The 22,361-nt window shown below is 55.0% G+C and carries 22 protein-coding genes and 5 tRNA genes; 16 read left to right on the top strand and 11 right to left on the bottom strand.

Annotation, left to right across the window (positions count from 1 at the left end; genetic code table 11):
- Positions 1–29: 29 nt before the first annotated feature.
- From pal to pnuC, 9 genes are all read left to right on the top strand, one after another.
- Positions 30–551, top strand: a complete 522-nt coding sequence (gene pal, locus CSE01S_RS05210; RefSeq protein WP_012905064.1) for a peptidoglycan-associated lipoprotein Pal — start codon at positions 30–32, stop codon at positions 549–551.
- Positions 552–560: 9 nt separating this feature from the next.
- Positions 561–1,355 (top strand): cell division protein CpoB, encoded by a 795-nt coding sequence (cpoB, locus tag CSE01S_RS05205; protein WP_042285238.1) that lies wholly within the window; start codon positions 561–563, stop codon positions 1,353–1,355.
- Between the two features lie 164 nt (positions 1,356–1,519).
- A tRNA-Lys gene (locus CSE01S_RS05200) sits at positions 1,520–1,595 on the top strand.
- 130 nt (positions 1,596–1,725) lie between these two features.
- A tRNA-Val gene (locus CSE01S_RS05195) sits at positions 1,726–1,801 on the top strand.
- A 3-nt stretch (positions 1,802–1,804) separates the two neighbouring features.
- Positions 1,805–1,880: transfer RNA gene (locus CSE01S_RS05190), tRNA-Lys, on the top strand.
- 145 nt (positions 1,881–2,025) lie between these two features.
- Positions 2,026–2,101 (top strand) — tRNA-Lys (locus CSE01S_RS05185).
- 130 nt (positions 2,102–2,231) lie between these two features.
- Positions 2,232–2,307: transfer RNA gene (locus CSE01S_RS05180), tRNA-Lys, on the top strand.
- Between the two features lie 277 nt (positions 2,308–2,584).
- Complete coding sequence (gene nadA / locus CSE01S_RS05175) at positions 2,585–3,628, top strand: quinolinate synthase NadA (RefSeq protein ID WP_042285236.1); 1,044 nt, start codon at positions 2,585–2,587, stop codon at positions 3,626–3,628.
- Positions 3,629–3,653: 25 nt separating this feature from the next.
- A complete protein-coding gene (gene pnuC, locus CSE01S_RS05170) occupies positions 3,654–4,373 on the top strand; it encodes a nicotinamide riboside transporter PnuC (RefSeq protein ID WP_042285233.1) in 720 nt (239 codons plus the stop codon).
- Here pnuC and zitB read toward each other — a convergent pair.
- Entirely contained in the window at positions 4,370–5,311 is a 942-nt protein-coding gene (gene zitB / locus CSE01S_RS05165) for a CDF family zinc transporter ZitB (RefSeq protein WP_042285230.1), read from the bottom strand. The two genes, pnuC and zitB, sit on opposite strands and share 4 nt — an antisense overlap.
- A gap of 112 nt (positions 5,312–5,423) precedes the next feature.
- Positions 5,424–5,816 carry a YbgS-like family protein gene (locus CSE01S_RS05160; RefSeq protein WP_042285228.1) on the bottom strand — a complete coding sequence of 131 codons (393 nt, stop codon included), beginning with the start codon at positions 5,814–5,816 and terminating at the stop codon, positions 5,424–5,426.
- Positions 5,817–6,132: 316 nt separating this feature from the next.
- On the opposite strand from CSE01S_RS05160, the gene aroG reads away from it, so the two are divergent.
- Entirely contained in the window at positions 6,133–7,185 is a 1,053-nt protein-coding gene (gene aroG / locus CSE01S_RS05155; RefSeq protein WP_042285227.1) for a 3-deoxy-7-phosphoheptulonate synthase AroG, read from the top strand.
- A gap of 129 nt (positions 7,186–7,314) precedes the next feature.
- Here the strand turns inward: aroG and gpmA are convergent, their stop codons facing one another.
- From gpmA to modE, 7 genes are all read right to left on the bottom strand, one after another.
- Positions 7,315–8,067 carry a 2,3-diphosphoglycerate-dependent phosphoglycerate mutase gene (gene gpmA / locus CSE01S_RS05150; RefSeq protein ID WP_042285226.1) on the bottom strand — a complete coding sequence of 251 codons (753 nt, stop codon included), beginning with the start codon at positions 8,065–8,067 and terminating at the stop codon, positions 7,315–7,317.
- A 221-nt stretch (positions 8,068–8,288) separates the two neighbouring features.
- Positions 8,289–9,329, bottom strand: coding sequence for a galactose-1-epimerase (galM, locus tag CSE01S_RS05145; RefSeq protein ID WP_042285223.1), 1,041 nt, complete (start codon positions 9,327–9,329; stop codon positions 8,289–8,291).
- On the bottom strand, positions 9,323–10,471 hold the full coding sequence (gene galK, locus CSE01S_RS05140; RefSeq protein WP_042285221.1) for a galactokinase: 1,149 nt from the start codon (positions 10,469–10,471) through the stop codon (positions 9,323–9,325). Before galK ends, galM begins: the two co-directional genes overlap by 7 nt.
- A 2-nt stretch (positions 10,472–10,473) precedes the next feature.
- On the bottom strand, positions 10,474–11,520 hold the full coding sequence (gene galT, locus CSE01S_RS05135; protein ID WP_042285218.1) for a galactose-1-phosphate uridylyltransferase: 1,047 nt from the start codon (positions 11,518–11,520) through the stop codon (positions 10,474–10,476).
- Between the two features lie 9 nt (positions 11,521–11,529).
- On the bottom strand, positions 11,530–12,546 hold the full coding sequence (gene galE / locus CSE01S_RS05130) for a UDP-glucose 4-epimerase GalE (protein ID WP_042285216.1): 1,017 nt from the start codon (positions 12,544–12,546) through the stop codon (positions 11,530–11,532).
- 206 nt (positions 12,547–12,752) lie between these two features.
- Complete coding sequence (gene modF, locus CSE01S_RS05125; protein ID WP_042285212.1) at positions 12,753–14,225, bottom strand: molybdate ABC transporter ATP-binding protein ModF; 1,473 nt, start codon at positions 14,223–14,225, stop codon at positions 12,753–12,755.
- 122 nt (positions 14,226–14,347) lie between these two features.
- Positions 14,348–15,136: a molybdenum-dependent transcriptional regulator gene (modE, locus tag CSE01S_RS05120; RefSeq protein ID WP_042285209.1), complete on the bottom strand. Its 789-nt coding sequence runs from the start codon at positions 15,134–15,136 to the stop codon at positions 14,348–14,350.
- 128 nt (positions 15,137–15,264) lie between these two features.
- Between modE and CSE01S_RS05115 the strand changes: the two genes are divergently transcribed.
- The 4 genes from CSE01S_RS05115 to modC all read left to right on the top strand — a co-directional run bounded on the left by CSE01S_RS05115 (position 15,265) and on the right by modC (position 18,102).
- On the top strand, positions 15,265–15,414 hold the full coding sequence (locus CSE01S_RS05115) for an AcrZ family multidrug efflux pump-associated protein (protein WP_000891513.1): 150 nt from the start codon (positions 15,265–15,267) through the stop codon (positions 15,412–15,414).
- 164 nt (positions 15,415–15,578) lie between these two features.
- Positions 15,579–16,352, top strand: a complete 774-nt coding sequence (modA, locus tag CSE01S_RS05110; protein ID WP_042285204.1) for a molybdate ABC transporter substrate-binding protein — start codon at positions 15,579–15,581, stop codon at positions 16,350–16,352.
- Entirely contained in the window at positions 16,352–17,041 is a 690-nt protein-coding gene (modB, locus tag CSE01S_RS05105) for a molybdate ABC transporter permease subunit (RefSeq protein WP_042285202.1), read from the top strand. Before modA ends, modB begins: the two co-directional genes overlap by 1 nt.
- Before the next feature lie 2 nt (positions 17,042–17,043).
- Positions 17,044–18,102, top strand: coding sequence for a molybdenum ABC transporter ATP-binding protein ModC (modC, locus tag CSE01S_RS05100; protein WP_042285199.1), 1,059 nt, complete (start codon positions 17,044–17,046; stop codon positions 18,100–18,102).
- On the opposite strand, the gene CSE01S_RS05095 is transcribed toward modC, so the two are convergent.
- On the bottom strand, positions 18,103–18,921 hold the full coding sequence (locus CSE01S_RS05095) for a pyridoxal phosphatase (protein ID WP_042285196.1): 819 nt from the start codon (positions 18,919–18,921) through the stop codon (positions 18,103–18,105).
- 142 nt (positions 18,922–19,063) lie between these two features.
- On the opposite strand from CSE01S_RS05095, the gene pgl reads away from it, so the two are divergent.
- On the top strand, positions 19,064–20,059 hold the full coding sequence (gene pgl, locus CSE01S_RS05090) for a 6-phosphogluconolactonase (protein WP_042285193.1): 996 nt from the start codon (positions 19,064–19,066) through the stop codon (positions 20,057–20,059).
- 89 nt (positions 20,060–20,148) lie between these two features.
- Here pgl and CSE01S_RS05085 read toward each other — a convergent pair whose 3' ends face one another.
- The gene (locus CSE01S_RS05085; RefSeq protein ID WP_042285191.1) at positions 20,149–21,072 is read right to left on the bottom strand and encodes a LysR family transcriptional regulator; all 924 of its coding nucleotides are present in this window, start codon (positions 21,070–21,072) and stop codon (positions 20,149–20,151) included.
- A gap of 177 nt (positions 21,073–21,249) precedes the next feature.
- On the opposite strand from CSE01S_RS05085, the gene CSE01S_RS05080 reads away from it, so the two are divergent.
- Positions 21,250–22,302 carry a 4-oxalomesaconate tautomerase gene (locus tag CSE01S_RS05080; RefSeq protein WP_042285188.1) on the top strand — a complete coding sequence of 351 codons (1,053 nt, stop codon included), beginning with the start codon at positions 21,250–21,252 and terminating at the stop codon, positions 22,300–22,302.
- Positions 22,303–22,361 lie beyond the last annotated feature (59 nt).

The following is a 22,361-nucleotide window of genomic DNA, read 5'->3' as shown; positions in this document are numbered from 1 at the left end:
AATAATTGATTAATAAAGGAATCATTGAAATGCAACTGAACAAAGTGCTGAAAGGGCTGATGATTGCTCTGCCTGTTATGGCTATTGCGGCATGTTCTTCCAACAAGAACGCCAGCAATGACGGCAGCGAAGGCATGCTGGGTGCCGGCACTGGTATGGATGCAAACGGCAGCGGCGGCAACATGTCCTCCGAAGAGCAGGCGCGTCTGCAAATGCAACAGCTGCAGCAGAACAACATCGTTTACTTCGATCTGGACAAGTACGATATCCGTTCTGACTTCGCTGCGATGCTGGATGCGCACGCGAACTTCCTGCGTAGCAACCCGTCTTACAAAGTCACCGTAGAAGGTCACGCGGACGAACGTGGTACGCCTGAGTACAACATCTCCCTGGGTGAACGTCGTGCGAACGCTGTTAAGATGTACCTGCAGGGTAAAGGCGTTTCTGCTGACCAGATCTCCATCGTTTCTTACGGTAAAGAAAAACCTGCAGTACTGGGTCATGACGAAGCGGCGTATGCCAAAAACCGTCGTGCCGTACTGGTTTACTAAGAGAATTGCATGAGCAGTAACTTCAGACATCATGTGTTGAGTCTGTCGTTACTGGTTGGCATAGCGGCCCCCTGGGCCGCTTTTGCTCAAGCGCCAATCAGTAGTGTCGGCTCAGGCTCGGTCGAAGACCGCGTCACTCAACTCGAGCGTATTTCGAATGCTCACAGCCAGCTTTTAACCCAACTCCAGCAACAACTCTCTGATAATCAGGCCGATATCGATTCCCTGCGTGGTCAAATTCAGGAAAGCCAATATCAGCTGAATCAGGTCGTTGAACGCCAGAAGCAGATCCTGCTGCAGATTGACAGTCTGAACAGCGGTGGCGCAGCCGCGCAGTCTGCGGGCGGCGCTCAGGGGGGGACGGCGACGGGCGCAGCGACGGCAGCACCGGATGCAGGGGCGGCAGCCACTGGCGCGCCGGTCCAAAGCGGTGACGCCAATACCGACTATAATGCGGCAATTGCGCTGGTGCAGGATAAATCCCGCCAGGATGACGCGATTGCGGCATTCCAGAATTTCATCAAGAAATACCCGGATTCAACCTATCAGCCGAATGCCAACTACTGGCTCGGTCAGTTGAATTACAACAAGGGTAAAAAAGATGATGCCGCGTTTTATTTCGCCTCGGTGGTGAAGAACTACCCGAAGTCGCCTAAAGCCGCTGACGCGATGTATAAAGTCGGTGTGATCATGCAGGACAAAGGTGATACTGCGAAAGCGAAAGCGGTTTATCAGCAGGTTATCAGCAAATACCCAGGTACTGATGGGGCGAAACAGGCGCAAAAACGTCTCGGCGCGATGTAATGCACACCATACGACCAGAAATCGAATTATTTCTGGTCGTGTCGTGCGATTCATAAGCAGTTGAGTGATCTACATCGAAATTTTAGTTGCGCTGAAATCTGAAATCAGTAATATATGCCGCCGTTGCCACGGGATATCAAACAAACCGAAAGCAGCGCAAAAGTGGGTCGTTAGCTCAGTTGGTAGAGCAGTTGACTTTTAATCAATTGGTCGCAGGTTCGAATCCTGCACGACCCACCAATCGTTACGGTGGAAAGCGATAATTAAACGTGAAGGATAACGTTGCGTCAGCAACGGCGCCGTAGAGCGAGGTAAAGCCGAGTCATCCTGCACGACCCATCAGTAAGACAGTAGTATCCAGCGCAGTATCGGGTGATTAGCTCAGCTGGGAGAGCACCTCCCTTACAAGGAGGGGGTCGGCGGTTCGATCCCGTCATCACCCACCACTCGGGTCGTTAGCTCAGTTGGTAGAGCAGTTGACTTTTAATCAATTGGTCGCAGGTTCGAATCCTGCACGACCCACCAGTTTTAACGTCGAACTCAGATGTTAAACGTGAAGGATAACGTTGCGACAGCAACGGCGCCGTAGGGCGAGGCGAAGCCAAAACATCCTGCACGATAACCCATGTTGAATGGGTACCGAGTCAAAATCTTCAGGCGACACCCTAAAGGGTCGTTAGCTCAGTTGGTAGAGCAGTTGACTTTTAATCAATTGGTCGCAGGTTCGAATCCTGCACGACCCACCATTTTAACGGTGGAAACGGGTAGAAAACGTGAAGGATAACGTTGCGACAGCAACGGCCCAAAGGGCGAGGCGAAGCCGAGTCATCCTGCACGACCCACCAGTCTGAATGATTAAGCAGTAAATCCCGCAAGGGGTCGTTAGCTCAGTTGGTAGAGCAGTTGACTTTTAATCAATTGGTCGCAGGTTCGAATCCTGCACGACCCACCAATGTAAAAAGGCGCCCTAAAGGCGCCTTTTTGCTATGTGCAGAATGTAATGATTCGAACGCAGTGAGACAACGGAGCCGCTTGCGGCGACGGCCCGAAGGGCGAGGCGAAGCCGGATCGGATCGCCGTCACCCTCCGGCAAAACGGTGCGCAATAGGTGTGACTTTCGTTACGCAATCCGCTATCTTGTTTAGCATATAAAACAAATATGGCCGATTTCGGCGTCCTGTACGCTCTGTATCGGTTATTTCGTTAAGCGAGAAAAACGAGAAAGCAAGATGAGCGTAATGTTTGATCCAGAAGCAGCGATTTATCCGTTTCCGCCAAAACCTGTCCCGCTGAGCGTTGACGAAAAACAATTCTATCGCGACAAAATCAAGCGTCTGCTGAAAGCGCGTGATGCAGTGATGGTCGCGCACTATTACACCGATCCGGAAATCCAGCAACTGGCGGAAGAGACCGGCGGTTGCATATCAGACTCCCTTGAGATGGCGCGCTTTGGCGCAAAGCATCCTGCGTCCACCCTGCTGGTGGCTGGAGTACGCTTTATGGGCGAAACCGCCAAAATCCTCAGCCCGGAAAAAACCATTTTGATGCCGACGCTGCAGGCCGAATGTTCGCTCGATCTCGGCTGTCCTGTCGAGGAATTTAACGCATTTTGCGATGCCCATCCGGATCGCACCGTGGTGGTCTACGCTAACACCTCCGCTGCGGTCAAAGCGCGTGCCGATTGGGTCGTGACCTCCAGCATTGCGGTTGAACTCATTGAGCATCTGGATAGTTTGGGCGAAAAAATCATCTGGGCGCCGGATCGTCATCTTGGTCGCTATGTGCAAAAACAGACTGGCGCCGACGTATTATGCTGGCAGGGCGCGTGCATCGTCCATGATGAGTTTAAAACCCAGGCGTTGGCCCGCATGAAGGGGCTTTACCCTGAAGCGGCAATCCTCGTCCACCCGGAATCCCCACAATCGATTGTCGACATGGCCGACGCCGTCGGCTCCACCAGCCAACTTATCAACGCGGCGAAAACGCTACCGCATAAGCAACTTATCGTCGCTACCGATCGCGGTATTTTCTACAAAATGCAGCAGGCCGTTCCGGGCAAAGAGTTGCTGGAAGCGCCCACCGCTGGCGAAGGGGCAACCTGCCGCAGCTGCGCGCACTGTCCGTGGATGGCGATGAACGGCCTTAAGGCGATTGCTGAAGGGCTGGAGCAGGGCGGACAAGCCCATGAGATTCAGGTTGATACAGCGCTGCGAGAAGGAGCATTATTGCCGTTAAACCGCATGCTGGATTTTGCGGCTACACTACGTGCGTAAATAATAAAGACGCTCTGGGGGAAAGATGGACTTTTTTAGTACGCAGAACATCCTGGTACATATTCCGATCGGCGCCGGTGGTTACGATCTTTCATGGATTGAGGCGGTAGGCACCATCGCCGGACTGTTGTGCATTGGTCTTGCCAGCATGGAAAAGATCAGCAATTACGTTTTCGGGCTGATCAACGTGACGTTATTTGCCATCATTTTCTTTCAGATCCAACTCTATGCCAGCCTGCTGCTACAACTCTTTTTCTTTGCGGCGAATATCTACGGCTGGTATGCGTGGTCGCGGCAGAATACCCAGAATGAGGCGGAACTGAAAATCCGCTGGCTACCGTTACCGAAAGCGCTGGGCTGGCTGGCCGTTTGTGTGGTGGCGATTGGTCTGATGACGGTGTTTATCGATCCGGTGTTTGCTTTTTTGACCCGCGTCGCGGTAACCATAATGCAGGCGCTGGGGCTACAGGTGGTTATGCCCAATCTTCAGCCGGATGCTTTCCCGTTCTGGGATTCCTGCATGATGGTACTGTCGATTGTGGCGATGATACTGATGACGCGAAAATACGTCGAGAACTGGCTGTTATGGGTGGTGATCAACGTTATTAGCGTCGTGATCTTCGCGCTTCAGGGCGTATACGCCATGTCGCTGGAGTATCTGATCCTGACTTTTATTGCGCTCAACGGCAGTCGGATGTGGATTAACAGCGCACGCGAACGAGGCTCACGCGCGCTGTCTCATTAATGGTGATGATGTGTATGGCCGGACGCTGTCTCATTCAGATGGCAGTCCGGTCCTTCACAACGCTGGTACTCCATCTGAATGGTGGCGTGCGCAATCTGGTAGTGATGCACGAGAAAATGCTGAATGCGCGCCAGCAGGGCGTCATGATCGTGCGGTGGGATCACCTGCGCATGGAGCGTCATTACCGGTTTTTCACCCACCATCCAGACGTGGACGTGATGCACATTTCGCACCTCCGGGATTTCACGGCTGAGATGGCGTTTCAGTGCGGTGATATCCAGCGACACGGGCGCGCCCTCAAGCAACTCATTCACGCTGTCTTTCAACAGACGCCATGCGCTACGCAGGACTAACAGCGAGACCAGAATTGATAAAATGGGGTCAGCGGGCGTCCAACCCGTCCAGATAATTATCAGCGCGGCGACAATCGCCCCCACTGAACCCAGCAAATCCCCCATAACATGCAGAGCGGCGGCCCGCACGTTAAGGTTTTTCTCCTCACTGCCGCGATGCAGGATCCAGAACGCAAGGATATTCGCCAGCAAACCTGCCACGGCGATGGACATCATCATGCCGCCCGCTACCGGACGTGGCGTATAGAAGCGCTCAATCGCTTCCCAGACGATTAAAATAGTGATAACCACTAACGCAATCGCATTGACGAATGCGGCCAGCGTGGTGAGTCTCAGCCAGCCAAACGTATGACGTAACGTCGGCGGGCGGCGGGCAAACTGAACGGCCAGCAGGGCAAACAGCAATGCGGCGGCGTCAGTTAACATATGCCCGGCGTCCGCCAGCAGCGCCAGCGAGCCGGAAAGAATCCCGCCAACGACCTCAAGCAGCATAAATCCCGCGGTGACGCAAAACGCGAGCAGTAACCGACGTGCGTTGTTATCTTCAGGCAGATGAGGGGTTGAGTGAGAGTGAGCGTGCGCCATGAATGTCATCCCTTTATGAATTCTCTGTTAACTGTATGACATCATATCGTTTTTGGTCGAATTAAATTAAAAAGGAGAGCCTTAGCTCTCCTGTTATCAGCCCGTTTTACCGTTACTGAGTGGTGCCATCCGTTTTGGTATCCACGTTGTTACTGGTGCCGTCGCCAGTTTCCACTTTCTTATTCACATCCGGACAGCGACCATCTTTACACATGGTGTTTTTATGCACCTCGTCTTTGGTCATCCCATCCTCGGTTGCAGACGTCCCGGTGGACTGCTGGGCGCCGCTGGTATTGGTGTTCGTGTTACCGGTATTGATGTTTGTGCCGTCGAGGTTATTCGGCGCGACGTTTTGTTTCGCATCCGGCGCGACCTGACCGGCTTCTGCGGCGGCGTTGGCCTGTCCGTTGTTCGTCTGGGCGCCGGTATCGGCAGCAAGCGCTGCGCCGCTGGCAAGGCTGAGTGTGGCAGTAAGAAACAGTGAAGCCAATTTTGTCATTTGCATAAGATGCTCCTGTTATGGTTCAGATGTCGGATAACGTCTTCCAACAGTGCATATGCCATGAAAGGACCAGGCAATGGTTTAAGATCCCATCCGGGCGTAATGGCCCAGTAGAGAATCTTGAAAAAATTAAAAAACTAAGCAGTTACAATTAAAAATTGTAGGTTAGATCTCGTTTTTCGCTACTTTCTGGTGTTTTTTTGCGGATTTCCAGGATTAATCCGTTCGAAGTGTAAAATCGCGTTTACACTTTCTGACTGACGATATAGATTGGAGGGATTGCATTCATTTATATAAGTATGGCAACACTGGACGAATCATGAATTATCAGAACGACGATTTACGCATCAAAGAGATCAACGAGTTATTACCCCCTGTCGCACTGCTGGAAAAGTTCCCCGCTACTGAAAATGCCGCAAATACCGTGGCCCATGCGCGTAAGGCGATTCACAAAATTTTAAAAGGCAACGACGACCGCCTGCTGGTCGTGATTGGTCCTTGCTCAATTCATGATCCGGTTGCCGCAAAAGAATACGCGGGCCGCCTGTTGGCGCTGCGTGAAGCGTTGAAAGACGAACTGGAAATCGTGATGCGCGTCTATTTCGAAAAGCCGCGCACCACCGTTGGCTGGAAAGGGCTGATCAACGATCCGCACATGGATAACAGCTTCCAGATCAATGATGGTCTGCGCATTGCGCGTAAGCTGCTGCTGGATATCAACGACAGCGGTCTGCCTGCGGCGGGTGAGTTTCTGGACATGATTACCCCACAATATCTGGCGGACCTGATGAGCTGGGGGGCGATTGGCGCGCGTACCACGGAGTCTCAGGTACATCGCGAACTGGCTTCTGGTCTTTCCTGCCCGGTAGGCTTCAAAAACGGCACCGATGGCACCATCAAGGTCGCTATTGACGCCATCAATGCCGCAGGCGCGCCGCACTGCTTCCTGTCGGTCACCAAGTGGGGCCACTCGGCGATCGTCAATACCAGCGGCAACGGTGACTGCCATATCATCCTGCGCGGCGGAAAAGAGCCAAACTACAGCGCCACGCACGTCGCGGCAGTGAAGGAAGGGCTGGCGAAGGCCGGTCTGCCCGCGCAAATCATGATCGATTTCAGCCATGCGAATTCCTGCAAGCAGTTTAAAAAGCAGATGGACGTTGGCGCTGACGTGTGCCAGCAGATCGCGGGCGGCGAGAAAGCGATTATGGGAGTGATGATCGAAAGCCACCTGGTAGAGGGCAATCAGAACCCGGACAGCGGTGAACCGCTGGTGTACGGCAAGAGTATTACCGATGCCTGCATTAGCTGGGAAGACACTGACGCCATTCTGCGCCAGCTCGCGGAAGCAGTAAAAGCACGGCGCGGGTAATCTTTCTCCTGTAAAAAAGCCGACTCAGTGAGTCGGCTTTTTCGTCTGTCGAGGTGGCTTAAGCGCCTTATCCGGCCCGGAAAGATCAACGATCCACAGACCTGACAAGCGTAGCGACAGCAGACTGGCTTACTTCGCTTTACCCTGGTTTGCGACGGCGGCGGCTTTTGCGGCGATCTCGTCAGCATTACCCAGATAGTAGTGTTTGATCGGCTTGAAGTTTTCGTCGAACTCGTAAACCAGCGGCACGCCGGTCGGGATATTCAGTTCGAGGATCTCATCTTCGCTCATGTTATCGAGGTATTTCACCAGCGCACGCAGGGAGTTACCGTGAGCGGCGATAATCACGCGCTCGCCGCTCTTCATTCGCGGCAGAATGGTTTCGTTCCAGTAAGGGATAACGCGGTCGATGGTGAGCGCCAGGCTTTCGGTCAGCGGCAGCTCTTTTTCGGTCAGTTTTGCGTAACGCGGATCGTGACCCGGGTAGCGCTCGTCGTCTTTGGTCAGTTCCGGCGGGGTGACCGCGAAGCCGCGACGCCACTGTTTCACCTGCTCGTCGCCGTACTTCTCGGCGGTTTCCGCTTTGTTCAGACCCTGCAACGCGCCGTAGTGACGTTCGTTCAGTTTCCAGGATTTTTCAACCGGCAGCCAGGCCTGATCCAGTTCGTCCAGCACGTTCCACAGGGTGTGGATGGCACGTTTCAGCACAGAGGTATAAGCAAAATCAAAGCTATAGCCTTCAGCTTTCAGCAGCTTACCCGCCGCTTTCGCTTCGCCCACGCCTTTCTCGGACAGATCGACATCGTACCAACCGGTAAAGCGGTTTTCGTTGTTCCACTGACTTTCGCCGTGGCGTACCAGCACCAGCTTCGTTACAGCCATATACTTACTCCTTAATACCGTTTAATGATAATAATTCTCATTATATTGCCGTTATTGATCAACAGCAACGCTTACGCATAACCATAGCGAAAATCAGACGGCAGTGTAAGGTTCTTGTGAACTCTGCGTTGCGATTTTGTCGTTGAGTGGCGGGGAATTAACCAGGCGAGGAGAAAGTATGCCCGATGCGCTTTTGGCACCGGGCAATTTCAGCGAAACCGTCAGGACGGAATAAACCGATATTCCGTCACGCTGGCATATTCGTCGCCAGGACGCAGGAAGCAGTCCGGCTGTGGCCATTCCGGATGGTTCGGGCTGTCGGGCAGAAACTCGCTTTCCAGCGCCAGCCCCTGGTAATCCGCATACGGCACCGGACCGCGTGATGAGGTGCCAGCCAAATAGTTGCCAGAGTAAAACTGCAGCGCCGGAGCAGAGGTGTAAACCTCCATCTGCAATTTCTCATCCGCAGACCACAGACGGGCTGCGGGGGTACGGGCATCACCATTGGCCTGAAGCAGGAAGGCGTGATCGTAGCCTTTCACCTTGCGCTGATCGTCATCGGCAAGAAATTCGCTGGCAATGACTTTTGCGTGGCGAAAATCAAACGACGTACCGGCGACGGATTTAAGTCCGTCACGCGGGATCCCGCCTTCATCGACCGGCAGATACTGCTCCGCCAGGAGTTGCAGCTTATGCTGGCGCACGTCGGTCTGGTCGCCATCAAGGTTAAAGTAAACGTGGTTGGTCAGGTTGACCGGACAGGTCTTATCCACCGTGGCGCGATAGGTGATAGAGATGCGGTTATCGTCGGTCAGACGATACTGCGCCGTCGCGCCGAGATTGCCCGGAAAGCCCTGGTCGCCATCATCTGAAGTTAACGCGAACAGCACCTGGCGTTCGTTTTGATTCACAATCTGCCAGCGGCGTTTATCAAACCCTTCCGGTCCGCCGTGCAGTTGGTTGACGCCCTGACTTGGCTGTAAGGTCACGGTTTCGCCGTTAAAAACATAGCGGCTGTCGGCGATACGGTTAGCGTAGCGACCGATTGACGCGCCAAGAAAGGCCGTCTGATCCTGATAGTGTTCCGGGCTGGCGCATCCCAGCAGCGCTTCACGCACGCTGCCGTCGGAAAGGGGAATGCGCGCGGAAAGTAAGGTAGCACCCCAGTCCATCAGCGTGACCACCATCCCTGCGCTATTGCGCAGGGTTAACAGGCGGTACGGCTGACCATCGGGTGCCAGTGCGGGTGTTTCATTCAGCACTGTCCTGCTCCTTGTGAGGGTTTGCAAACGTAAAATGTTTCTTTAATGCCGGTTTTCGCTTCGTACTGTTCTGCGACAGCCTGTTGAACGGCCGGTACCAGCGTCTCCGGGATCAGCGCCACGACGCAGCCGCCAAAGCCGCCGCCGGTCATGCGCACGCCGCCGTTCTCGCCGATAGTCTTTTTGACGATCTCCACCAGAGTATCGATCTGCGGTACGGTGATTTCGAAATCGTCACGCATGGAGGCATGAGATTGCGCCATCAGTTCACCCATACGCTTAAGGTCGCCTTTCTCCAGCGCGCTTGCCGCTTCAACAGTACGTGCGTTTTCAGTTAACACGTGACGCACGCGTTTGGCAACCAGCGGATCGAGTTCAGCGGCGACAGCGTTAAAGGCGTCGAGGCTGACGTCGCGCAGCGCAGGCTGCTGGAAGAATCGCGCGCCCGTTTCGCACTGCTCGCGACGGGTGTTGTACTCGCTGCCGACCAGCGTACGTTTGAAGTTACTGTTGATGATCACAATCGCCACGCCTTCAGGCATGGAAACCGCTTTAGTGCCGAGTGAGCGACAGTCGATCAGCAGCGCGTGATCTTTTTTACCCAGCGCGGAGATAAGCTGATCCATAATGCCGCAGTTGCAGCCGACAAACTGATTTTCCGCTTCCTGGCCGTTCAGCGCGATCTGCGCGCCGTCCAGCGGCAGGTGGTAAAGCTGCTGGAACACGGTGCCGACCGCCACTTCCAGCGACGCGGATGAACTTAAACCTGCCCCCTGGGGCACATTACCGCTGATAACCAGATCTGCGCCGCCGAAGCTGGCGTCGCGTTTTTGCAGATGTTTTACTACGCCCCGCACATAGTTTGACCACTGCTGGCTGTCATGGGTGACAATCGGCGCGTCAAGCGAAAACACATCCATCTGGTTTTCGTAGTCAGCGGCAATCACCCGAACCTGACGGTCGTCGCGCGCGGCGCAGCTAATGACCGTTTGGTAGTCGATGGCGCAGGGTAGCACGAAGCCGTCGTTATAATCGGTATGCTCGCCGATAAGGTTAACGCGGCCTGGCGCCTGAATCGTGTGGGTGGCAGGGTAGCCGAATTTTTCAGCAAACAGAGAGAGTGTGTTCTCTTTCAGATTCATTTTTATACTCCGGATTCGCGAAAGTGGATGTCGCTGACCGCACGCAGGCGCTCTGCCGCTTGTTCGGCAGTGAGATCGCGCTGGGTTTCCGCCAGCATTTCGTAACCGACCATAAATTTGCGAACGGTCGCGGAACGCAGCAACGGCGGATAAAAGTGCGCATGCAACTGCCAGTGGTCGTTCTGTTCACCGTTAAACGGCGCGCCATGCCAGCCCATGGAGTAGGGGAAGGAGCAGGTAAACAGGTTGTCGTAACGACTGGTCAGTTTTTTCAGAGCCAGCGCCAAATCGGCGCGCTGGTCGTCGGTCAAGTCGGTAATGCGCAGGACATGGGTTTTGGGCAGCAGCAGGGTTTCGAACGGCCAGGCGGCCCAGTAAGGCACCACGGCCAACCAGTGTTCGGTTTCCACCACGGTACGGCTGCCGTCTGCCCGTTCACGCCGCACGTAGTCGAGGAGCATCGGCGAGCCCTGTTCGGCGAAATACGTTTTTTGCCGCTGATCTTCGCGTTCCGCTTCGTTAGGCAGAAAGCTGTTCGCCCAAATCTGTCCGTGCGGATGCGGATTAGAGCAGCCCATGGCCGCGCCTTTGTTCTCGAAAACCTGCACCCAGGGATACGTTTTGCCAAGCTCGGCGGTTTGCGTCTGCCAGGTTTTCACAATTTCCGTTAGCGCCGGCACGCTCAGTTCCGGCAGGGTTTTGCTGTGATCGGGCGAGAAACAAATGACGCGGCTGGTGCCGCGCGCGCTCTGGCAGCGCATCAGCGGATCGTGGTTTTCCGGCGCGTCGGGCGTATCGGTCATCAGCGCGGCGAAATCGTTGGTGAAAACGTAAGTGCCGGTGTAATCGGGGTTTTTATCGCCAGTGACGCGGGTGTTACCGGCGCACAGGAAGCAGTCCGGATCGTGAGAAGGCAGCGTCTCGTCTGCGGGCTTTTCCTGCGCGCCCTGCCAGGGGCGCTTGGCACGATGCGGTGAAACCAGAATCCACTGTCCGGTTAGCGGGTTAAAACGGCGATGTGGATGATCGACAGGGTTAAATGGGGTCATGATTCGTCCTTAATCCGGGTATCCCTGCGGATGGCGAGACTGCCAGTGCCAGGTGTCCTGCGCCATTTCGTCGAGGGTGCGCGTAACGCGCCAGTTCAGTTCGCGATCTGCTTTGCTGGCGTCTGCCCAGTAAGCAGGAAGATCGCCATCGCGGCGCGGCGCAAAATGGTAGTTAACGGGTTTGCCGCAGGCTTTACTGAACGCGTTGACCACGTCCAGGACGCTACTGCCGATGCCCGCGCCGAGGTTATAAATATGCACGCCCTGGATACCCGCCAGCTTTTCCATCGCCGCGACGTGACCGTCGGCCAAATCCATGACGTGAATGTAATCGCGTACGCCGGTACCGTCCTCGGTCGGATAGTCGTTGCCAAAAATGGCGAGGGAGTCGCGACGACCGACGGCCACCTGCGCAATGTAAGGCATCAGGTTATTCGGGATGCCCTGCGGGTCTTCCCCCATATCGCCTGATGGGTGCGCGCCGACCGGGTTAAAGTAGCGCAGCAGGGCGATGCTCCATTCCGGCTGCGCTTTTTGCAGATCGGTCAGGATCTGTTCGACCATCAGTTTGCTTTTCCCGTAGGGACTTTGCGGGGTGCCGGTCGGGAAGCTTTCAACATAAGGAATTTTCGGCTGGTCGCCGTAGACGGTGGCGGAGGAGCTAAAGATAATGTTTTTGACGTTGGCGGCGCGCATGGCGCTAATCAGCCGCAGGGTGCCGTTAACGTTATTGTCATAATACTCCAGCGGTTTGGCGACGGATTCCCCCACCGCTTTCAGACCGGCGAAGTGGATGACGGTATCAATCGCGTGGTCGTGGAGGATCTCGGTCATCAGCGCTTCATTGCGGATGTCGCCTTCGACAAAGGTCGGGTGTTTTCCGCCAAGACGTTCGATCACGGGAAGGACGCTGCGCTTACTGTTACAGAGGTTGTCAAGGATGATGACGTCGTGACCGTTTTTCAATAACTGCACGCACGTATGACTGCCAATGTAACCGCTACCACCGGTAACCAAAACTCTCATAATTCGCTCCGTTAAGCTTATGGTATGGAATAACCATAGCATAACAAAGATGCGAAAAGTGTGACACGGAATAAAATAGTGGAATCGTTTACACTAACCGTTTTTCACCGTTTGTTGTCAGTTATACGATTGTAAATCAAAAACTTTGCCAGGGGGTGCGGCCTTTGTCCGAAAAAAAAGGGCGCTTTCGCGCCCACGGATGAAAACTAGCGCAATCGGGTCTGCTGATACACGTAGCGATCGCCCTCGGGAACAAACGCCAGCCGATGAGTGATACAGGCAGGGGCATCTTCCGCATGATGTGACACAAAGAGCAACTGGGTATCGCCTTCGCTAATCAGCACATCCACAAAACGGCGAATCAGCTGGCGGTTAAGCGGATCCAGTCCCTGTAACGGTTCGTCGAGGATCAGTAACGTTGGGTGTTTTACCAGCGCGCGGGTAATCAGCGCCAGCCGCTGCTGACCCCAGGAAAGACTATGGAAAGGCGCGTCAGCAGTCTGTTTATCGATGCCGAGGATATCCAGCCACTGTTGCGCCAGCTTCTGTTGGCGGTCAGAAACGGCCTGATAGATGCCGATAGAGTCAAAGTAGCCAGAGAGGATGACATTACGCACCGTGGTGCTGACGCGATAATCAAGGTGCAGGCTGCTGCTGACATAGCCAATATGCTTCTTGATGTCCCAGATGGTTTCACCGCTGCCGCGACGGCGACCAAACAGCGTAAGGTCATTACTGTAACCCTGTGGGTGATCGCCGGTGATAAGACTCAGCAGCGTTGATTTTCCCGCACCGTTGGGGCCGACAATCTGCCAGTGCTCACCGGGGTTAACCTGCCAGTTCAGATGATGCAGGATAGGACGATCGTTATACGAAACCACGCCGTCACGAAGGACAATACGCGCGTCATTTGCGGCCAGAAGATGCCGCGCCGCGGGTTCGTCGGGTTCCGGCAGGCTGACGCCTTCCAGACGTTCGCTATGGGCGAGCTGAGCGATGAGCGCCTGCTGTAACAGCGCGTCTTTCGCGCCGGTTTCGGTGAGTGCGCAGTCGGCCACTACCCCGGCATACTGGATAAAATCAGGCATTTCATCGAAGCGGTTCAGTACCAGCACCAGCGTGATGCCGGATTGATGCAGCGTCTCAAGTAGCCCCGACAACTGCTGGCGTGAGGCGACGTCCAGCCCGTCAAACGGTTCATCGAGGATCAATAAATCCGGCTCGGACATCAGCGCCTGGCAAAGCAGGGTTTTACGCGTTTCGCCAGTGGAAAGGTACTTGAAGCGGCGCGCAAGAAGATGAGAGATGCCGAATTGCAGCGCCAGTTCCTCGCAGCGGGACCGGTTTTTCACCTCGTCCTGAATGATTTCTGCGGTCGTGCGGCCGGTGTCGTCTTCACCGGGGCTGAGCATGTCGGTGTTATTGCGCTGCCATTCGTCGCTGACCAGCTTTTGTAGCTGTTCGAAGGAGAGGCGAGTGATACGGGTAAACTGACAATGGCGTTCGCCTTTGAGTAGCGGGAGTTCTCCCGCCAGCGCGCGTGCCAGCGCCGACTTCCCGCTTCCGTTCGCGCCAACAAACGCCCAACTTTCGCCCGCGGTTAACGAAGCGGAATCAAGCTGAAGCGTTTTTGTGTCGCTCAGGCGAAACGTGCCTTGCGAAATTTGCAACGATGACATTTAGTATCCCATTTTTTGCAGCGATGAATAACAGGGATACGTTGTCCGGACAGGAATGTCAATGCGTTTTGCGCGAGCGCTGACGGTAGCCGAAATGCAAAGAGGAACGCCTGAACGGTTTCTCAGCACAACGTGGCGATGATGACGTTATCGGCATCAAAAAAGGCCGTCACGCTGTCGCCCTGGGCAAGCGTTGCGGTGTTTTCTAGCGGCACCGTCGCGCACAACGATTGACCGTCCGCCAGCGTCATCAATACTTCGCACTGCTCTACGCCGCGTTCAATATGACTAATCGTCCCTTTAAGCTGATTATCTGCCGTCTGCGCGACGGCGTCGTCCTGGGTGAGGCCCACCCACGGCGCTTTCAATAACACCAGCACCTCTTTGCCTTCGTTAAGCCCCAGACGTTCGCCGCTTTGCGCGGTAATCGCGACTTTCAGCCGCGTTTCGCCATCCGCCAGCAAAACGTCTACATGCTGCTGCACCCGATCGTGGTCGCGGCCGGTAATGGTGCCAAACCACTGGTTGCGCGCGCTGGTTTGTAAGGAAAAGCGTGAAATGGCGGCCAGCAGACTGTCGAGGGGAAGCGCATCGTCGTCGCTCAGAACATCAAACGCCTTTTGCTGTATCTGCGCCAGTAAGTCGTAGAGTTGGATCAGGCGCTGTCCGTAGCGGGTTAATACCGCGCCGCCGCCGCCCTTGCCGCCGGTGGCGCGTTCGACCAGCGTCTGCTCGCTGAGCTGGTTCATCTCGTTAATGGCGTCCCAGGCGCTTTTATAGCTAATGCCCGCGTCTTTCGCACCCTGACTAATGGAGCCGGAAAGCGCAATATGCTTAAGCAGAGAAATGCGTCGAGGGTCGGCAAACAGTTTTTGCTGCAGTTTAAGGGTAAGAAGGATTTCGGCTTGCATAACACGATCCTGGCAAAAGGACTATTGTGACGGAAAACCCCGCCTGCGCATAGACGACCGCACAAAAGGGGAGTGCTTTTCTCGATGATGCGGTTAGAATACTTAAAGAACTGAATCAGGAGATGACCATGTTAGAGTTATTGAAAAGTCTGGTATTCGCCGTGATCATGGTGCCCGTGGTAATGGCCATTATCCTGGGGCTGATTTACGGTCTGGGTGAAGTGTTTAACATTTTCTCCGGCATCGGCCAGAAAGATCAGTCCAGACAAAACCGTTAATTTCCCGACGCCCGCTCTGCCGGGCGTTTTTCTTTGCTCAAGTTCCCGTATTTCCTGCCGATAGTTTTCCTGATTCCTCCCGAATGGGTAGTAATAACCGCTGGGAAATTGCCGGAATTATCGTTATATTGTCCGCTACATAACGATACGCACAGGAGCTTTCAATGGCACGTTCATGGCTACGTCTGGTTGCCGGGGCAACACTTTCTCTTACTCTTGCCGGGCAGGCGCTGGCAGGTGAGGGCAAAATCACCGTTTTTGCAGCGGCTTCGCTGACCAACGCGATGCAGGATATCGCGGCCGTTTATAAAAAAGAAAAAAACGTTGAGGTGGTTTCCTCTTTCGCATCCTCTTCTACCCTGGCGCGACAAATCGAAGCGGGCGCTCCGGCAGATGTGTTTATTTCCGCCGACCAGAAATGGATGGATTACGCGGTAGACAAAAAAGCGATAGATACCGCGTCACGCCAGACGCTGTTGGGGAACAGCCTGGTTGTCGTCGCGCCCAAAGCAAGCGAACAAAAAGATTTTACTGTCGACAACAAAACCGACTGGACCCGCCTGCTTGACGGCGGACGTCTGGCCGTAGGCGATCCGGAACATGTTCCGGCCGGCATTTACGCGAAAGAAGCGCTGCAAAAACTGGGTGCCTGGGATACGCTAGCGCCGAAACTGGCGCCTGCGGAAGACGTGCGCGGCGCGCTGGCGCTGGTGGAGCGTAACGAAGCGCCGCTGGGAATCGTTTACGGTTCCGATGCCGTCGCCAGTAAAGGCGTGAAGGTGGTGGCCACGTTCCCGGAAGCGTCACATCAGAAAGTGGAATACCCCATCGCCATAGTGGATGGACATAAAAACGCAACGGTCAGCGCCTTTTGTGATTACCTGAAAGGGCCGCAGGCGTCTGCTATTTTTAAACGTTACGGATTTACGACGAAGTAATGATACTGAGCGATCCCGAATGGCAGGCCGTACTCCTGAGCCTGAAAGTGTCATCCCTGGCCGTACTCTTCAGTCTGCCTTTTGGGATTTTCTTTGCCTGGCTGCTGGTGCGCTGTCGGTTCCCGGGCAAAGCATTGTTGGACAGCCTGTTGCATCTGCCGCTGGTCTTACCGCCGGTGGTAGTGGGATACCTGCTGTTGGTCTCGATGGGCCGTCGCGGAATTATCGGCCAGTGGTTGTATGACAGCTTCGGCATCACCTTTGCCTTTAGCTGGCGCGGCGCGGTGCTGGCGGCGGCCGTGATGTCGTTTCCCCTGATGGTGCGCGCTATCCGGCTGGCGCTGGAAGGGGTGGATACCCGACTGGAGCAGGCTGCCCGTACACTCGGCGCCGGGCGCTGGCGCGTCTTTTTCACTATTACTTTACCGCTTACGTTGCCGGGGATTATTGTGGGTACGGTGCTGGCGTTTGCTCGCTCCCTCGGCGAGTTTGGCGCGACCATTACCTTTGTTTCCAACATTCCTGGCGAAACGCGCACCCTTCCTTCGGCGATGTACACGCTGATCCAGACGCCCGGTGGGGAAAGCGCGGCGGCGCGGCTTTGCGTGATCTCCATCGTGCTGGCATTGATTTCATTGCTGATCTCCGAATGGCTGGCGCGCATCAGCCGCACGCGGACGGGGCAATAATCATGCTGGAACTCAATTTCACCCAGACGCTGGGCACTCACCGCCTGACGATTAATGAAACGCTGCCCGCCAGCGGCATCACCGCCATTTTTGGCGTCTCCGGCGCGGGAAAAACCTCCTTGATCAACGCCATCAGCGGACTGACGACGCCGCAGACCGGCCGTATCATGCTTAATGGGCGGGTGCTGAACGACAGTGAGCGCGGCATCTGCCTGACGCCGGAAAAGCGCCGGGTGGGCTATGTGTTTCAGGATGCGCGGCTGTTTCCGCATTATAAAGTGCGCGGCAACCTGCGTTATGGTATGGCGAAAAGCATGGCCGGACAGTTCGACAAGCTGGTGGCGTTATTAGGTGTCGAATCGTTGCTCGACCGTTTGCCGGGCGACCTCTCCGGCGGTGAAAAGCAGCGGGTGGCGATAGGCCGGGCGCTACTGACCGCCCCGGAACTGCTGCTGCTTGACGAGCCGTTAGCCTCTCTGGACATTCCTCGAAAGCGTGAACTGCTGCCGTATCTACAACGACTGGCGCAGGAAATTAACATCCCGATGCTGTACGTCAGCCATTCACTGGATGAGATCCTGCATCTCGCGGATAACGTAATGGTGCTGGAAGACGGCCAGGTGAAAGCGTTTGGCGCGCTGGAGGAGGTATGGGGAAGCAGCGTAATGCACCCGTGGCTGCCGAAAGAACAGCAGAGCAGTGTGCTCAAGGTCAGCGTGCTGGAACACCATCCACACTATGCGATGACCGCGCTGGCGCTGGGAGACCAGCATGTGTGGGTTAATAAGCTGGATGAACCGTTACACCGTACGTTGCGCATTCGCATTCAGGCGTCGGATGTATCGCTGGTACTGCAACCACCGCAGCAGACCAGTATCCGCAACGTTCTGCGGGCGAAGGTGATCAACTGTCTTGACGATTGCGGCCAGGTGGAAGTGCAGCTTGAAGTAGGCGGTAAAACGCTATGGGCGCGTATCAGCCCGTGGGCCAGAGATGAACTGGCTATCAAGCCTGGTCTCTGGCTGTACGCGCAAATCAAGAGCGTGTCGATTACCGCCTGATCACAGCAGGTGAGTGTAAATAAATTTGGCGATGCTGTCGGTCGTGTTATCGCCAATCACCACGTTGGCGCGGGCTTTCACCGCGTCATCGGCATTGCCCATCGCCACCCCGGTCCCGGCCGCCTCCAGCATGCTGATGTCATTGTAGTTGTCGCCAAAGGCAATCACGTTCGCCATCGAACCGCCCTGAGACTCGATCCATCGCGTCAGGCGATTCCCTTTACTGTTGCCTTTGCGGGCTATATCGACCTGATCGTGCCATGACCATTCGCATTCCAGTCCCAGCACTTGCTCAACCTGTTTACCAAACTGCTGCAGTTTAGGAATATCTTCATCGGTCAGGGCAAATTTCCATACCGCGTTGACGTCATGGGCGGCCTGGGCCAGCGAAGGCACCTGCGTGAAGACCGGACGCTGCTCCGGCGGCAGCGTCTGCGCCCAGTTCGACGTGCGGATCACGTGTCCGGTCGGGCGTTCATACAGCATGGCGTTGTCGACATACATCAGGCCGTGGATCTGATGTTCATCCAGCATATCTATCAGTTGCAGTGCCTGGTTAACCGGCAGCGGGTCGGATTCAAGCACACTTTTTGCATGATAATCATACAAATAGGTGCCGTTACAGCAAATTGCAGGTGTATCCAGCTTCAGTGCCTGATAAAAAGGATGAATCGCAACGTGATGGCGCCCGGTGACGATGATAAGTTGATAGCCTGCGTCCTTTGCCCGGGAGAGCGCTTCGAGCGATGAAGGGAGCAAGGTCTTTTGCGGGGTCAGTAAGGTTCCATCCAAATCCAGGGCAATCACGCGTGCAGTCATAACGTTATCCAGATAAATGTTGAAAAATGCGTCTGCCGGAATGGTACACCGGGACGGGAAGCGGACAAATTAATTCAGCATTTACTGACAAAACCGTCTACGTTGGTAAATTGCAGCAGTTGCCAAAAGCCAAGGAGTATTCATGAAGCAAACAGTTTATACCGCCAGCCCAGAGAGTCAGCAGATCCATGTCTGGCGTCTGCAACACGACGGTGCGTTGAGCCTGGTTCAGGTCGTCGACGTTCCGGGTCAGGTTCAGCCGATGGTGGTCAGCCCGGATAAACGTTTTCTGTACGTGGGCGTGCGACCTGAGTTCCGCGTACTGGCTTATCGGATTGCGCCGGATGATGGCGCGCTGACCTTTGCCGCTGAATCCGCGCTGCCGGGCAGCCCGACGCACATTTCCACCGATCATCAGGGGCGTTTCGTTTTTGTCGGCTCGTACAATGCCGGAAACGTCAGCGTCACGCGTCTGGAGGACGGGTTGCCGGTCGGGCTGGTAGACGTAGTGGAGGGGCTGGAGGGGTGCCACTCGGCTAATATTTCACCCGACAACCGCACCCTGTGGGTACCTGCGCTGAAGCAGGATCGCATCTGCCTGTTCACCCTGAGCGATGATGGCAAACTGGTGGCGCAGGAACCGGCGGAAGTGACCACCGTTGAAGGGGCGGGACCGCGCCATATGGCGTTCCATCCAAATCAGCAGTACGCCTATTGTGTTAACGAACTGAACAGTTCCGTAGACGTCTGGGAGCTGAAAGATCCGCATGGCAAGATAGAATGCGTACAAACGCTGGATATGATGCCTGCCGATTTCGCCGATACGCGTTGGGCGGCGGACATTCATATTACGCCGGACGGACGTCATCTGTACGCCTGCGACCGGACCGCCAGCCTGATTACGGTGTTCAGCGTTTCCGAAGACGGCAGCGTGCTGAGCAAAGAGGGCTTCCAGTCGACCGAAACCCAGCCTCGCGGCTTCAACGTCGATCACAGCGGAAAATACCTGATTGCCGCCGGACAGAAATCGCACCATATCGCGGTATATGAAATTTCCGGCGTGCAGGGATTATTAACGGAGAAAGGGCGTTATGCGGTTGGCCAAGGGCCGATGTGGGTCGTGGTTAACGCGTATTAAGCCACGTAAACGGGCCGGGAAGGACTTTCCTGGCCGAATAAATGCGACAATGCGGAGTGTCGGGCGCTGCCGCCAACCGGCGGGGGCGCTCACTCCGAAACCGGACGCCACAGCAGGTCGCTCTGGTCGGTCCATAATTTCAGCAGCAGGTTAAAAAAGCGCTCCGCAGGCGGCGAAAGAACCGCGTCTTTACGGCGAATGATGCCCAGCGTGCGGCGGATGACCGGTTCGACCAGCGGAATGCCGAGCAGCGTCGGGTGCGGCGTCTGCGGCATCGCCAGCCCCGGCAGCGCCGACACGCCAAGCCCCGCCTCGACCAAACCGAGCGAGGTGGACAGATGGCGAACCTCATAAAACCACTCCAGCTTCCAGGGCTTATCCGCCAGCTGTTGCTCTATCAGCAGCCGGTTTCCGCTCGACGAGCGCACGCCGATCAGCGTGTGATTCACCAGTTCCTGCCATTCAACCAGCTGTCTGCTGGCGAGGGGATGATCGCGCCGACATGCCAGGACGAACGGTTCGTTCACCAGCGGGGTGAAGTCTATCGATGAATTTGTGATGTTGTTCATGTTTATGCCGAAGTCAGCCTCATTGCAAAGAACGGACTCCATGCAATTATGCGTGCCCTGTTCCATAATGCGCACATTAATATTGGGGTATAACTCATTAAATTTCCCTATGGCCTGCGGTAAAAAATAGAACACCGCCGTTGGAATACAGGACAGGGTGATTCTGCCTCGCTGATGTGAATTCATTTCTCGAATATTAAACAGCATTTCATCAAGCTTTTTAATTATCTCCCGCGCTTCCGGTAACAGCATTTTGCCCGCTTTTGTTAACGTAACTTTACGCGTTGTCCGTTCAAAAAGAATTACCTGTAAATCTTCTTCCATCTTTTTTATTCTGCGTGTTAATGCAGGTTGCGTAATATTAAGTAATTTTGCGGCATTGTTAAAAGATTCTGACTCTGCCAGCGTGACAAACGCTTTCATACTTGATAGTTGGTGTTTCATTGCCACTCCACAAATAAAAAAGCTGGCGTCGCCAGCCCGGAAACAGGCCTCAGTTTACCTTTAGTCCACGCAGGATGATTAATAAATAAAAGTCACTAATAGGAAAATCAAAGTCATTAGCCAGGCCGTTTTTCACGTGTAATTCTGTTTTGCGTAATAATTATTGAGGACACTGACGTGAAAAAAATACCCTGCGTAATGATGCGTGGAGGAACCTCGCGCGGCGCATTTTTACGGGCTGAGGATCTGCCTGAGAATACGGCTCAACGCGACGCGGTATTAATATCGATTATGGGATCGGGCAATGAACTGGAGATAGACGGTATCGGTGGGGGAAATCCCCTGACCAGCAAGGTTGCCATCGTCAGCCGCTCCGCCGCCCCAGATGCCGATATCGATTACCTCTTTGCCCAGGTGCTGGTCCATGAGCAGCGCGTCGACACCACGCCAAACTGCGGCAACATGCTCTGCGCCGTCGGCGCGTTCGCTATAGAGCAAGGGCTGACTGCCGCCACTTCCCCTGTCACCCGGGTACGTATCCGCAACGTGAATACCCATACCCTTATTGAAGCGGACGTACAGACACCGAACGGCGCGGTGAATTATGAAGGAACGGTCAAAATCGACGGCGTACCGGGAACCGCGGCCCCCGTCGCGCTGACTTTCCTCAATGCCGCCGGGGCGAAAACCGGCAGGCTTTTCCCGACCGGCCAGCCGCTTAACTATTTTGACGCGGTGCCAACCACCTGTATCGATATGGCGATGCCGGTAGTGATGATTCCCGCCGACTATTTAGGTAAAACCGGCTATGAAACGGCGGCGGAACTGGACGGCGATGCGCAGCTTCTGGCGCGAATCGAGTCTATTCGTCTGCAGGCGGGGCTGGCGATGGGGCTGGGCGATGTCGCGAATAAGGTGATTCCGAAACCAGTATTAATTTCTCCACCACAAAAAGGCGGCACCCTGAATGTGCGTTATTTCATGCCGCACGCCTGCCATAAAGCGCTGGCGATAACCGGCGCGATTGCTATCGCCAGCAGCTGCGCGATTGCCGGTACCGTAACCCGTCAGATCATTCCGTTCCCCGGCAACGGCAAAATTACCCTCGAGCATCCGGGCGGCAGCCTCGATATTCAGTTAAGTAATCAAAGTGACGACCCAACAACGCTTCGCGCTTCCGTTATTCGCACCGCAAGGAAAATATTTTCCGGAGACGTTTATCTTCCGTAAGTGCCAAAAACACATTTCGTTGTGATTAAGGAAAGTCGAACAGACAGCTGTCTATTTCT

The organism is Citrobacter sedlakii NBRC 105722, from assembly GCF_000759835.1.
GTDB lineage: Bacteria > Pseudomonadota > Gammaproteobacteria > Enterobacterales > Enterobacteriaceae > Citrobacter_A > Citrobacter_A sedlakii.
The sequence above is the reverse complement of the archived record's forward strand: the minus strand, read 5'-3'. Positions and strand labels throughout refer to the sequence as shown.